Origin of the sequence: Streptomonospora sp. PA3 (assembly GCF_009728995.1) — a bacterium.
GTDB lineage: Bacteria > Actinomycetota > Actinomycetes > Streptosporangiales > Streptosporangiaceae > Streptomonospora.
In genome coordinates this window covers 326,188-339,260 of sequence record NZ_VTZW01000009.1, presented here as the reverse complement: position 1 = coordinate 339,260, position 13,073 = coordinate 326,188, and the positions used below count along the sequence as shown (strand labels likewise).

Below are 13,073 nucleotides of genomic sequence, written 5' to 3'. Positions count from 1 at the left end.
CCGACATCCGCGGCCGAAGTCGGCACAGTCCCCGGCGAGCCGGACCCCGGTCCCGGCAACCGTTGCCCCCAACGCCCCACAACGCCCGCGCCGGCGGCCGGCCGGCGAAACACGAAGGAGGACGACATGACATACCGGGTGCTCATGGTCAGCAGGATGGACCCCAGCAGCGCCGATACCGTGGCCAAGCTCTTCGGTGAGCATGACGAAACGGATCTGCCACACGAGTTCGGGGTGTCCAGCCGCACGCTGTTCCACTACCAGGGAATGACGATGCACCTCATCCAGGCGGACAAGGACATCTTCGACAATCTCCCCGGTCTGCACGGTTCGCCCGCATTCCAGAAGCTGAACCGGGCCCTGGCCGCCCACATGTCCCCTCTCGTGACCGATTGGCAGGGAATCGCGGATTCGCGAGCGAGGGAGTTCTACCACAGGAGTTGGATCTGACGGCCCGCCGGGGTCGGCCTCGGCCACCTCGAGACGAGCCGGCTGATCGGCCCAGAAAGGATCAGCCTTGATCGAGATCGTTCTCCCGATATCTCAGCTTTCCAGCGCCATGGCCGCCGGCGCTCTGCTGGTCGGCCTCATTGTGATCCTGCCACTGCTGCTCAGTCTCCCCGTGGAGCGATATCCGGAGATCAACGCCTTCGTGCTGAACCGCATGGACAAACTGATGCCCGCATGCACCGGTATCGCCATACTCAGCGGAGGATTCATCGCGGCGGCGACGGAAAGCCGCGTCGCGCAGGTGATGTTCGGCGCCGGCGCCCTGATGCTGGCCGGTGTGTTCGCGGTGTCCCTCATCAAAATCGCGCCGATCAATGTCCTGGTGCAGCGTATCGATATACGAAATCCGCGGCCCGACTGGCAACAGTTGCGGCAAAGATGGCGCAACTGGCACTACGTCCGGGTGGGGTGCGGCCAGGTCGGCGCCCTCCTCTACTGCCTTGCACCCGCGGCCGCGGGCTGATCGCCTGGACCCCACGGCCGCGGAATGCCCCAGGAGCGGGCGAAAGCCCCTGCTCGCCCTACTGGATCACGATGTTCGGACTCCGTTTCCGATCGGCACAGACCCGTCACGGTTCCATGAGGGAGCCGCGCGGCCCCGACCGCAGAACTCGCCGCGAACGAGAGTCGGGTGAACGAACCGACAGGAGCCAGTATGACATCAGGCTATGAACACCGAGTAGTCATCACCGGGATGGGAGTGATCGTCCCCGGCGGGATCGGCACGAAATCGTTCTGGGAACTGATCAGCAACGGCCGCACCGCGACCCGTGGAATCACCTTTTTCGATCCGGCGCCCTACCGTTCCCGTGTGGCAGCGGAATGCGACTTCGATCCGGCACTCGAAGGATTGACGCCCCAGGAGGTGCGCCGCATGGACCGGGCGGCCCAGTTCGCCGCCGTATGCGCTGACGAGTGTCTCACCGACAGCGGGATCGACCTCTCCCGCATCGATCCGGGGCGTGTCGGTACAACGGTCGGGACCGCCGTGGGCTGCACGATGAGCCTGGAGGAGGAATACTCCGTCGTCAGCGACTCGGGGCGCCGGTGGCTGGTCGACCACACCTACGGCGTCCCCCACCTCTTCGACTACCTCGTGCCCAGCTCGATCGCCAGGGAGACGGCCTGGCGTGCGGGAGCTGAAGGCCCCGTCAGCCTCGTCTCGACCGGATGCACCTCGGGACTGGACTCGGTCGGCCACGCCGTCGGCGCCATCCGTGAAGGCTCGGCGGACATCATGCTCGCCGGCGCCACGGACGCGCCGATCTCACCGATCACCTCTGCCTGCTTCGACGCCATCAAGGCCACTACACCCAACAACCAGGCTCCTGAGCAGGCCTCCCGCCCATTCGACAGGGGCCGGGACGGATTCGTCCTCGGCGAGGGAGCGGCGATGTTCGTCCTGGAGGACCGCGACCACGCCATGCGCCGCGGCGCCCACATCTACGCGGAGATCTCCGGAGTCGCCTCCCGGTGCAACGCCTTCCATATGACCGGTCTGCGCCCCGACGGCCGGGAAATGGCCGAGGCGATCAGCGCGGCACTCGGCGAAGCGCGAGTCGATCCGACCGACATCGACTACATCAATGCGCACGGCTCGGGAACGAAGCAGAACGACCGCCATGAGACCTCCGCGTTCAAGAGGAGTCTCGGCGATCACGCCTATCGCACGCCGGTGAGTTCGATCAAGTCGATGATCGGGCACTCTCTCGGCGCGATCGGCTCGATCGAAATCGCGGCCTCTGCTCTGGCGATCGAACACAACCTGCTCCCGCCCACCGCCAATCTGCACGAGCCCGATCCGGAATGCGACCTCGACTACATCCCGCTTCACGCGCGCGAGCAGTCGACCAGCACGGTCCTGACCGTAGGGAGCGGGTTCGGAGGTTTCCAATCCGCAATGGTCCTCACAACTCCAGAGGGGGTCGCATGACCGGCCGAACAGCGGTGACGGGGATGAGCATTGTCGCCCCCACCGGATTGGGCATCGCCGACTACTGGAAGGCGACGGTAGCGGGAGAGAACGGCATCGGTCCGATCAGCGCATTCGACGCCTCAGCCTACCCCTCCCGGCTGGCAGGGGAGGTGCCCGGCTTCGACCCGAAGTCGCACCTGCCCGGCCGTCTTATACCCCAGACCGACCGGCTGACGCAGCTCGCGCTGGTGGCCGCCGACTGGGCCCTGGCCGATGCGGAGGTCGAACCCTCGGAGCTTTCCGAATTCGATATGGGCGTCGTCACCGCGAGCGCTTCCGGGGGTTTCGAGTTCGGCCAGCGTGAGCTGGAGAAGCTGTGGAGCAAGGGCCCCGAGCACGTCAGCGCCTATCAGTCGTTCGCCTGGTTCTACGCCGTCAACTCGGGTCAGATCTCGATTCGCAACGGAATGCGCGGCCCAGGCGGTGTGCTCGTCACCGAGCAGGCCGGCGGGCTCGACGCAGCCGCCCAGGCGCGCCGGCATGTGCGCAACGGCGTCGGCTTGGTCCTCACCGGAGGCGTAGACGCCTCTCTGTGTCCGTGGGGCTGGGTCGCGCAGTCGACTCGGGAGGATCTCAGCACGTGCGAATCCCCGGATGCGGCCTACCTCCCCTTCGACGAAAACGCATGCGGATACGTACCGGGCGAAGGGGGAGCCATCCTGGTCCTGGAGGACGCCGACACCGCAGCGGAGCGCGGGCTCAACCGCTCCTACGGGACTATCGCCGGATACGCCGCGACCTTCGACCCCAAGCCCGGTTCGGGGCGTGAACCCGGCTTGCGCCGATGCGTCGAGCAGGCGCTCGCCGACGCCGGCATTGCTGCGGACGAGGTGGACGTCGTCTTCGCCGACGGTGCGGGCACGCCGGAGGCCGACCGCCAGGAGGCCGAAGCCATCGCCGCGGCGTTCCGAACGCGCGCCACGCCCGTCCCGGTCACCGCACCGAAGTCGGCCACCGGACGGCTCTACTCCGGCGGCTCGGCCGTCGACCTCGCCACCGCGCTGCTCGCTCTTCGCGACGGAGTCATTCCGCCGACCGTCAACGTGCGGCGTCCAGCGCCTGAGTACGGCATGGACCTCGTCGTGGGCGATGCCCGGGAGGCCGAACTGGACACCGCCGTGGTACTGGCCCGCGGACACGGGGGTTTCAACTCGGCGATGGTCGTGCGCCGGGCGGACTGAGGGTCCACGTGAGGGTTTTCAGCCTCACCGACTCGGTCCCCGCCGGAGCTCCGGCGGGGACCGACCCGTTCCGGCCGCCTGGTTCGGCGGGCGGCTTTCACTGAACCGCTGCGGCCGAGGAGACCCCGAGCCCGGAGTCGGTCTCGATGAGGTCGAGGAGGTAGTGCCCGTATCCGCTTTTGAGCAGCGGCTCAGCCAATTCGCGCAACCGCCGGTCGTCGATGAGCCCCTGGCGCCACGCGACTTCTTCGACGCAGCCGATCTTCATGCCCTGGCGCTCTTCGATGACACGCACGAACTCGGCGGCCTGCACCAGGGAGGTGAATGTTCCCGTGTCCAGCCAGGCGGCTCCCCGTCCGAGGGTGGTGACCGTCAACCGCCCCTCCGCGAGGTAGGCGGCGTTCACATCGGTGATCTCCAGCTCTCCGCGGGCACTCGGTTTGAGGCTCTTGGCGACGTCCACGACATCGGGGCCGTAGAAGTACAGCCCTGGAACCGCGTAGCGGGACCTCGGCTTCTCCGGTTTCTCCTCAAGTGACAGCACACGGTGGTCGAGGTCGAACTCCACGACCGCATACCCTTCGGGATTGGCGACCGGATAGGCGAAGACGCGGCCGCCGTCTCCGGGAACCTGGCCGCGCAATTGCTGGCCGAGCCCCACACCGAAGAAGATGTTGTCTCCGAGGATCAGGGCCACCGCCTCGTCTCCGATGAATTCCGCACCGATGAGGAAAGCATCTGCGATTCCGGCCGGCGTATCCTGTCCGGCATACTGGAGCGAGATTCCCAGATGCGATCCGTCACCGAGAAGCCGGCGGAACTGGCCCTGCTCCGAGGGGGTCGTGACTATGAGGATCTCATCGATTCCTGCCATCATCAGCGTGGTGAGCGGATAGTAGATCATCGGCTTGTCGAAGACCGGCATAAGCTGCTTGGACATCGCTCGGGTGATCGGCCACAGGCGCGATCCCGTCCCCCCGGCGAGGATTATTCCACGCACCAGGTTCCTCCTGGAAAATCGTCCATCGGTTTGCGAGCGCCGATCTCATCCACAGGACGGAAGGCACCCGCCGGCACCCCAAATATTTGGCAATACCACAGCGAGGCGCAAAATACGGTAACAGAGGGCTATGGTTTCCACTAGGCAGGGGGCACCAAATTCCACTGGACTTCGAGCACCCTTCGAGACCACACCGGCATGCTGAGTACCGTACCCGGTTTCTTACCGTTTCCCATTCTCCGTGCGTCGCCCGGTGCCGCCTCCTGGAAAATTGAGCCCGCCTGGCGCCACCACGTGTTTCCACGACCCGAGGACTTGGTATGCGCGTTCTACTGAGTGCGGCCCTGCAGCCTTCCCATTTCTTTCCCCTGGTTCCCACGGCGTGGGCGCTGCGCGCCGCCGGCCACGACGTGCGCGTAGCGCATCAGCCGCGGCTCGCGCCGTTCGTCCAGGCGGCCGGCCTCACCTCGGCGGTCGTCGGTCCTGATACCGAGATCGACGCGGACAGGCGCCGCGAGGCCCAGAAGTCCCAAGCGGCCGTGGGACCCGCCGAGGGGACCGGGGGCGAGGCCACGCGGCCGAGTGACGCGGAGAACAGGCACCACATCCGGATCGCGCTCTCGCTGTTCGCGGACTCTGCGGAGCAGATGACGGGGGGCCTCCTCGACCTCTGCCGCGACTGGAGACCCGATCTCATCGTCTTCGAATGGCAGAGTTACGCCGCGCATCTGGTGGCTGAGGTGTTGGGGATTCCCAGCGTTCGCCATCAGTTCTCCGGACCGGACTTCGAAGCCGGCATCAAGGGCTGGCGCGAGATGGAGCGGGACAGCCTCTTGGCGCTCTACCGCGAGTACGGCGTGGACGACGTACGGCCCGACGGGCACGCGACCGTCGACCCGTGTCCGCCGGTCCTGCAGGTGGATCTTCCCGCGGACCGCACCTATCTGCCGGTTCGATTCATTCCCTACAACGGCAGCGGGCGGTTGCAGGAGTGGATGTACCGGCGATCGCAGAGACCGCGGGTCGCTCTCACCGTCGGCAGCTCGTACCTGTGGATGACCGGCAACCTGTCTCCCGTGCAGCGGTTCGCCGAGCTGCTCAGCCGGATGGACGTCGACGTCATCGCGGCGGTCCCCCAAGGCGGTGCGAAGCTGCTCGGTGACCTCCCGGACAACATCCGCCTCGCGGAGAACGTGCCGCTGGAGCTGTTCCTACCGAGTTGCGACGCGATCATCAGCCACGGCGGCACGGGAACCGTCGGCACGTCCCTGGCTCACGGTGTCCCCCAGATCCTCACTCCTCCGCGCGCCATGGGCGATCCCCCCTTCCACAATGCCGAGCGCATCGTCGCCTCGGGGGCGGGAGTCCAGGTCGACGTCCAATCCGATCCCGACGAACGGATCGTGGACGCGATCGAGACGGTCGTCCAGGGCCATGCGTATCGGACCGCCGCGCTCGGGCTCGCCAGGAGTGAGGAGGAGCGTCCGCTTCCGCTTGAGCTCGTCGGCGATCTCGAGGAACTTGCCCGGCTTTGAACCACAGAACCCGCACGAGGGAGAGTGCAATGACCATTCGCGTTTGGGACTACCTGCCGGAGTACGAGAAGGAGAAGGACGACATTCTCGCCGCAGTCGAAAAGGTCTTCGCCTCGGGGCAGCTCATCCTCGGGGCGAGCGTCCGCGCTTTCGAGGAGGCGTTCGCGGACTACCACGGCGCGCGGTTCTGTGTCGGCGTCGACAATGGGACGAACGCCGTGAAACTCGGCTTGCAGGCCCTGGGCGTCGGTCCGGGCGACGAGGTCATCACCGTCTCGAACACGGCGGCGCCGACCGTGGTGGGCATCGTCGGTACCGGGGCCACGCCGGTGTTCGTCGACGTCAACGAAGACGACTTCCTGATGGACGTCGGAAAGGTCTCCGCCGCCATCACTCCCCGCACCAAGGCCCTGCTGCCCGTGCACCTGTACGGGCAGTGTGTCGACATGGCCCCGCTGCAACGGCTCGCCGAGGAGCACGGCCTGAAGATCCTCGAGGACTGCGCCCAGTCCCACGGTGCGCACTACAAGGGGCAGCTGGCGGGGACGATGGGCGACGCCGCCGCGTTCTCCTTCTATCCCACCAAGGTCCTGGGCGGTTACGGCGACGGCGGGGCGGTCGTCACGTCCGACGAAGGGACCGCTGCAGCGCTGCGCCAGTTGCGCTACTACGGGATGGAGAAGGTCTACTACGTCGTACGTTCGCCCGGGCACAACTCGCGGCTCGATGAGGTGCAGGCCGAGATCCTGCTGCGCAAGCTGGGGCGCTTGGACTCCTACATCGCCGGCCGGCAAGCCGTCGCCCGCCGCTACGAGGAGGCGCTTGCGGACCTGACCGAAACCGGCGGACTTCTGCTGCCCAGGACCGTCGCGGGCAACGACCACGTGTATTACGTCTACGTCGTGCGCCACGCCCGGCGTGATGCTGTCCTCGAAGCGCTGAGCGCCGAAGGCATTTCGCTGAACGTCAGCTACCCCTGGCCCGTCCACACCATGTCGGGATTCGAGCATCTCGGCTATGCCCCCGGTTCTCTGCCCGTCACCGAGAAGCTGGCCACGCAGATCTTCTCGTTGCCGATGTACCCCTCGCTCCCGGAATCCGTGCAGGAGAGGACCATCAGCACGTTGCGCGGGGTACTGGCCTCCCTTTGAGAACCGCTCCCGCCGCCGGAAGGGGACAGCGCAGCATGATGGACGACCCGCCACTCCGACCACGGAAGGATGGCCCGGCGCTCGCGGCACGCCTGGCCTCCTCGGCCCGCCGCACCGGCGACGGCCGCGACATGGCGACGGCAGACGTTCCCGGGTGGCTCGCCGACCGTGCTGCCGCGAATCGCTTCACGGTACACCGGGTGGCCTTCAAGGACCTGGACGGCTGGTCCTTCGCGGAGAGCACCGGAAATCTCGTGCACAGCACCGGCCGGTTCTTCTCTGTCGAGGGCCTTTCGGTCCGCTCCGACGACGCGCATTTCCGATACTGGCAGCAGCCGATAATCCGGCAGCCGGAGTCCGGGATCCTGGGGATCCTGGTCAAGGAGTTCGATGGTGTCCTGCATTTTCTCATGCAGGCGAAAATGGAACCGGGGAACCGCAACATCGTGCAGGTTTCGCCCACGGTGCAGGCCACCAGGAGCAACTACCTGAAGGTTCACCGGGGAACCGGCGTCAAGTACCTTGATTATTTCGTCGATTCGGATAAAGGCAGAGTGCTCACCGATACGCTGCAGTCGGAGCACGGTTCCTGGTTCTTCCGCAAGAAGAACCGGAACATGCTGGTCGAAGCCATCGGCGACGTTCCGGAGGACGACGACTTCCGCTGGTTGACTTTAGGCCAGATCGGCGAGCTTCTGCGGCTGGACAACGTGGTCAATATGGATGCGCGCACGGTGATCGCCTGCCTTCCCATGGACTTGGACGGCAGCGGCGCCCGCGCGCTCCACTCCGACGCCGAGTTGCTGGCGTGGATCTCCGCCGAACGCTCCCAGCGCGAGGTCGAGGCCGAACTGCTCCCTCTGGCCGAGGTCGAGGGATGGGAACGCGGCGAGCACGTGCTGCGCCGACCCGACGGTCGCTATTTCCAGGTTGTCGCCGTCTCCGTGGAGGCCGGCAACAGGGAGGTCGCCGCGTGGTCCCAGCCCTTGTTCGAACCGACCGGAACCGGGGTGACGGCGTTCGTCTTCCGCTCGTTCGGCGGCGCTCCGCACGTGCTCGTGCACGCCAGGGCGGAACCGGGCTTCCTGGACACTGTGGAACTCGGGCCGACGGTGCAGTGCACGCCGGAGAACTGGGCCCCTGTCCCCGACTCGGCCCGTCCGCGCTTCCTGGACCTGGTCGCCTCCCGCGGACGCGTCCCCTACAAGGCCCTGCATTCGGAGGAGGGAGGCCGCTTCCTCAACGCCGAGAGCGACTACCTCTTCGTCGAAGCCGACGGACACGAAGCACCGCTCCAGGCCCCGCCCGGCTACACATGGGTGACGCCGGGCCAACTTAACTCCCTGGCCGCGCACAGCCACTACCTGAACGTGCAATGCAGGACCCTGCTCGCCGCCCTGAACTCCGGGGCTCTCCGGCTCGATGAGCCGGCATCCGGTTGAGGCTTTCCACCGCCTCCCCGTGCGCCGTCCGCTGTGTCCTCCGGGCTCCGCGGACGGCGCGACTTCACGGCCGGTGGCCGCCGGGTAGCGGACCTCCGTTGCGGGACTCGGCCCGCCGGGCGGCCGTCATCGCCAGGGCCATACGCGCGGCGTAGCGCAGAGAAGGGCGCACCCAGCCGAGTTGAAGGCCCAGAGCGAGATCGTCGCGGTTGGCCCAGTGCTCGTAGACGACGCCATCGGCCAATCGCCACCAGTGGGTCTGGGTGACCGAGAAGCGCCTACCGGTCGACGGAAAGGCGGTGCGGACGGCGCCTCGTTCGTCATAGCTGAAGAACGTCCCCACCTGCCGACCGGACATCGTCGCGTGGGCGACGACGAGATCACCATCGGCGACGACCTCGTGGACGTCCCAGGTCAGACCGGCGAAAACGGCACGCAACAGGGTGCTCGTCGCGTGGAAGGCCGCCGGCCCGCGGCCGCGGCAGACCAGGGGCTCCTGCACCGCCATCCGATTGGCGCCCTCCGCGTGCACCAGCTCCGCGAAGGCGGAAAACCCTCCCTGACTCATGGCGAAGAATTGCCGATGACATATTTCTGCGGCGTCCCGTCTGTTCACAGCCAACCCTGAACTGGTATGCGGCCCGTCCGATCCAATATAACCGGCGATAGGCTCGCCCCGCTCCCCGAATCAATCGATCGCGACTGAACGCCCGACATGCCACCGACGGCGCAGGCCCTACCCTTTTACTCCGCCGACCGGCGAGATCCGGCGAGCCAGGCACACTCGGGCACCATTCCACTTCCATCCCCGTTCCAGCGCCTGTCGAGAACCGACTGAAAAGCTTACTTCCGCACACACCGCAATGGGCGGAATCTCGCGGCAGGTACACGGGCCCTGGCTGGACCGGTGACACGGCCGCGGCGGCGCCCCGGCTTCTGAAATGCTCTGCGCCGAGTGGAATCACGAAGGCGCTTGCTACCTTCCCCGCGGTTCCCCATCCGGTTCCCTGTCGCGCTTCAGCCCCCGCGTCGAGAGAGCATGTCTTACCTCTTGGAGATTCGATGATCCTCGTCACCGGTGGAGCCGGTTTCATCGGCTCGCATTTCGTACGCTCCCTTCTCTCGGGGAATTACCCGGACCTTCCCGATTCGCCCGTGACAGTGCTGGACAAACTCACCTATGCCGGAAACCGTGAAAACCTCGGCCCGGCGGCCGCCGACTCCCGGCTTTCCTTCGTCGAAGGCGACATCTGCGACAAGCGGACCGTGGACGAGATCATGCCCGGCCACCGACTTGTGATCCACTTCGCCGCCGAATCGCACGTGGACCGGTCCATCCCCGATTCGGGCGCGTTCGTCTCCACGAACGTCCTGGGAAGCCAGGTACTGCTGGACGCCGCACTGCGGCACGGCGTACAGCGCTTCGTCCACGTATCGACCGACGAGGTCTACGGGTCGATCACAACCGGGACGTTCACGGAGAGCAGCCCGTTACGGCCCAACTCGCCCTACGCAGCGTCGAAGGCGGCCGCCGATCTGCTGGCACGGGCGTTCCATCGCACGCACGGCCTGGATGTGGTCACCACGCGCGGGTCCAACACATACGGCCCCTACCAGTTCCCGGAGAAGATCATCCCCCTGTTCATCACCCGCCTCCTCGACGGGGCTTCGGTCCCGCTGTACGGGGACGGCAGCAATGTCCGGGACTGGCTCCACGTCGACGACCACTGCAAAGGGATCGCGTCGGCCGCCGTGAAAGGCCGTGCCGGCGGCGTTTACCACATCGGCGGCGGAACGGAGATGTCCAACCGGCGCCTGACGGAGCTCCTGCTGGACGCCTGCGGGCAGGACTGGTCGAAAGTCGAGTACACGGCCGATCGGGCCGGGCACGACATGCGCTACTCGTTGAGCATCGAGAACACCACCGCGGAGCTGGGTTACGTCCCTCGCATCGATTTCGAGGGCGGTATCGCCGCGACCGTCGACTGGTACCGGGAGAACAGGACGTGGTGGGAACCTCTGACCGTCCAGGCACTCCCCGGCTGAGTCCGGGAAAGACCGAGCCGGGGCGGATCTCCTCCGCCCCGGCTGCGCGGGCCGACGACTCGGCGAGGTGCCTCAGGACCCGGATCCGGCGTAGAGGTCCGCTTCCAAGCGCTTGCATTCCGTGTAGTGCGGTAGCCGGTTCTGCTCCCGCGCCTCGGCCAGCTTCGGCGCGACCGTGTCCCGGGGGGAGCGGATGGGCGTGATGTCCTCGGGCACGGGCAGCCCGAGGGCCGGATCGAAAGCGTCGACGGCCAGCTCGTACTCGGGGACGTAGCTACTGGAGATGAAGTAGGACATCACCGTGTCGTCCTCCAGAGCGATGAACGCGTGCCCGACTCCGAGGGGCAGGTAGACGGCACGAAAGTCCGCCTGGTCCAGCAGTACCGCGTCCCAGCGGCCGTAGGTCGGTGAACCGACGCGGATGTCGACGACGATGTCGAGCGAGCGCCCGCGCATGCAGTGCACATACTTCGCCGACCCGGGAGGAGCCACCGTATAGTGCACACCCCGTACCACTCCGCGGCGGGAACGGCTGTGGTTCGCCTGAGCTACCTGGAACAGGCCGTGTCCCAGCACTTCGGTGAACGCCGGCTCCTGGAAGGGGGCAAGGAAGTATCCCCGGTCGTCGGGGAAGACCTGCGGCGTGAAGGCGAACGCTCCTTCGACCCGGAGCTCTTCGGCGGTCATGGTGGTGTCGGCAGTCGATTTCGGCGAGTTCTCTGTCATGCCCTGGCCCCTGCTTGTTGGCGGCGAATGTGCGAATACCGGCTGCGTCGACCCACGCCCATGGTCAGACGACATCGAGACGCGGGAGTGGGAAGACCAGCTTGCCGCCGGCCTGGGTGAAGCTGTGCTCCCTCTCGATGAAGCCCTCGCGATAGATCCATGGCAGTACCAGGAGCTGGTCGGGGTTGAGTGCCTTGGCCGCCTCCTCGGAGACGATCGGAATCCCGGTTCCTGGAGTGAAGCAGCCGTGCTTCTCCTCGTTCGGTTCGCCGATCACGGTGAGTTCGTCCTCTCCCAGCCCGCAGTACTGGAGGATTACGTTGCCCTTGGTCGACGCGCCGTAGCCCACGGTGCGCCTGCCGGACCTGCGGGAATCGGCCAGGTAGTCGATCAGGCGGTCACGGGACTCGGGAACGCGCTTGGCGAATTCCTCGTACGGAGCCATGGTGTGCAGCATGGCCGCCTTTTCGGCCGCCCTGATGCGCTCGATGCCCTGCTCGTCGATGTCGTGCCGCTCCGGCCGCTTCGCCAGCGTCACATACAGGCTGCCTCCGTAGATGGAGGTGATCTCGGCGCTGATGACGCCCAGACCCACACGCTCGGCCATCCATTCGATCTGCTGGAGCGCGTAATACTCCAGATGCTCGTGGCACATGACGTCGTAGGCGTCTGCGTCGAGCATCGCGGGCATGTAGCTCTGCTCCATGGCCCAGATGCCGTCGTCGTCCAGGATGTCGTACACGTCCTGCATGAACGTCATCGGACGCGGGAGGTCGTAGAACATCCCGAAAGACGTGACGATCTTCGCCTTGCGATCCCCGTACCGATCGGTGAAGAGCTTCTGGTCGAAGAAGTCCGCGATCAGATCGGCGTCCGCCGGATACGATTCTCGGAACTTCCCACCGCTGGGGTCGATGCCGACACGGGTTAGGCCGATCTCCGGATAAGCGTGCAGTAGTGTCCCGTCATTGCTGCCGATGTCGACGACCACGTCGCCGGCTTCGAGATCCACCCGCTTGGTCGCGTCGGCGACTTTTCCGGCCAAGTGCTGGATCATGAAGTTGCGGATGCCGGATCGGTAGCCGTAGTGATCACCGTACATCAGCGAGAAGTCCGCAGTGTGGCGCAGCTGCACAAGTCCACACCCGTCGGGTGAGCACTTCACGAGCTCCAGGGGAACCTTCGGGATTTCCAGAGCCTCGCTCCTGCTGGCCGGGAAAATGCTGGTGACCGCCTGGGGACCGAGGTCGAGCAAGGGGATCAGCGTTCGGTTGCCGCAGATGCGGCAGTCGTCTATTTCCATTTTCACTCCCGATCCGGGTGCGACGCGGTACGGCCTGGTCGTCTACTCGACGATCACAGCCGCGCCTTGAGGCCCGATCGATTCCCGCTCAAGAGCCGGCGGTCGGCGAGAGGACGGGTCAAGCCGGTTTCGAGCCGCTCTCCAGGAGGGCGATGGACGGTGGTGGGGAGGAGCCGAGCGTTCGACGACCGCTCGCCCTACTAC

At 66.2% G+C, this 13,073-nt stretch carries 12 protein-coding genes; 8 read left to right on the top strand and 4 right to left on the bottom strand.

Annotated features, from left to right (window positions below; translation table 11 throughout):
* Nucleotides 1–126: 126 nt before the first annotated feature.
* The 4 genes from FZ103_RS09855 (at nucleotide 127) to FZ103_RS09840 (ending at nucleotide 3,666) form a co-directional block, all read left to right on the top strand.
* On the top strand, nucleotides 127–450 hold the full coding sequence (locus tag FZ103_RS09855; protein ID WP_156000398.1) for a TcmI family type II polyketide cyclase: 324 nt from the start codon (nucleotides 127–129) through the stop codon (nucleotides 448–450).
* 67 nt (nucleotides 451–517) lie between these two features.
* Complete coding sequence (locus FZ103_RS09850) at nucleotides 518–973, top strand: DUF1772 domain-containing protein (protein ID WP_156000397.1); 456 nt, start codon at nucleotides 518–520, stop codon at nucleotides 971–973.
* 192 nt (nucleotides 974–1,165) lie between these two features.
* Entirely contained in the window at nucleotides 1,166–2,443 is a 1,278-nt protein-coding gene (locus tag FZ103_RS09845; protein WP_156000395.1) for a beta-ketoacyl synthase, read from the top strand.
* Between the two features lie 23 nt (nucleotides 2,444–2,466).
* Nucleotides 2,467–3,666, top strand: coding sequence for a ketosynthase chain-length factor (locus FZ103_RS09840; protein ID WP_394350094.1), 1,200 nt, complete (start codon nucleotides 2,467–2,469; stop codon nucleotides 3,664–3,666).
* Between the two features lie 97 nt (nucleotides 3,667–3,763).
* Here FZ103_RS09840 and rfbA read toward each other — a convergent pair whose 3' ends face one another.
* Entirely contained in the window at nucleotides 3,764–4,666 is a 903-nt protein-coding gene (rfbA, locus tag FZ103_RS09835) for a glucose-1-phosphate thymidylyltransferase RfbA (protein ID WP_186356077.1), read from the bottom strand.
* A 320-nt stretch (nucleotides 4,667–4,986) separates the two neighbouring features.
* On the opposite strand from rfbA, the gene FZ103_RS09830 reads away from it, so the two are divergent.
* The 3 genes from FZ103_RS09830 to FZ103_RS09820 are packed head-to-tail and all read left to right on the top strand — an operon-like array spanning nucleotide 4,987 to nucleotide 8,794.
* Nucleotides 4,987–6,201, top strand: a complete 1,215-nt coding sequence (locus tag FZ103_RS09830; RefSeq protein WP_156000389.1) for a nucleotide disphospho-sugar-binding domain-containing protein — start codon at nucleotides 4,987–4,989, stop codon at nucleotides 6,199–6,201.
* A 29-nt stretch (nucleotides 6,202–6,230) separates the two neighbouring features.
* Nucleotides 6,231–7,352: a DegT/DnrJ/EryC1/StrS aminotransferase family protein gene (locus tag FZ103_RS09825; RefSeq protein WP_156000387.1), complete on the top strand. Its 1,122-nt coding sequence runs from the start codon at nucleotides 6,231–6,233 to the stop codon at nucleotides 7,350–7,352.
* 35 nt (nucleotides 7,353–7,387) lie between these two features.
* Nucleotides 7,388–8,794, top strand: coding sequence for an NDP-hexose 2,3-dehydratase family protein (locus FZ103_RS09820; RefSeq protein ID WP_222936626.1), 1,407 nt, complete (start codon nucleotides 7,388–7,390; stop codon nucleotides 8,792–8,794).
* A gap of 64 nt (nucleotides 8,795–8,858) precedes the next feature.
* On the opposite strand, the gene FZ103_RS09815 is transcribed toward FZ103_RS09820, so the two are convergent.
* Nucleotides 8,859–9,410, bottom strand: a complete 552-nt coding sequence (locus FZ103_RS09815; RefSeq protein ID WP_343233455.1) for an ester cyclase — start codon at nucleotides 9,408–9,410, stop codon at nucleotides 8,859–8,861.
* Nucleotides 9,411–9,856: 446 nt separating this feature from the next.
* On the opposite strand from FZ103_RS09815, the gene rfbB reads away from it, so the two are divergent.
* Entirely contained in the window at nucleotides 9,857–10,840 is a 984-nt protein-coding gene (gene rfbB / locus FZ103_RS09810; protein WP_156000383.1) for a dTDP-glucose 4,6-dehydratase, read from the top strand.
* A 72-nt stretch (nucleotides 10,841–10,912) separates the two neighbouring features.
* Here rfbB and FZ103_RS09805 read toward each other — a convergent pair whose 3' ends face one another.
* On the bottom strand, nucleotides 10,913–11,566 hold the full coding sequence (locus FZ103_RS09805; protein WP_275548862.1) for a dTDP-4-dehydrorhamnose 3,5-epimerase family protein: 654 nt from the start codon (nucleotides 11,564–11,566) through the stop codon (nucleotides 10,913–10,915).
* 64 nt (nucleotides 11,567–11,630) lie between these two features.
* On the bottom strand, nucleotides 11,631–12,869 hold the full coding sequence (locus FZ103_RS09800) for a class I SAM-dependent methyltransferase (protein WP_156000381.1): 1,239 nt from the start codon (nucleotides 12,867–12,869) through the stop codon (nucleotides 11,631–11,633).
* Between the last annotated feature and the right edge of the window lie 204 nt (nucleotides 12,870–13,073).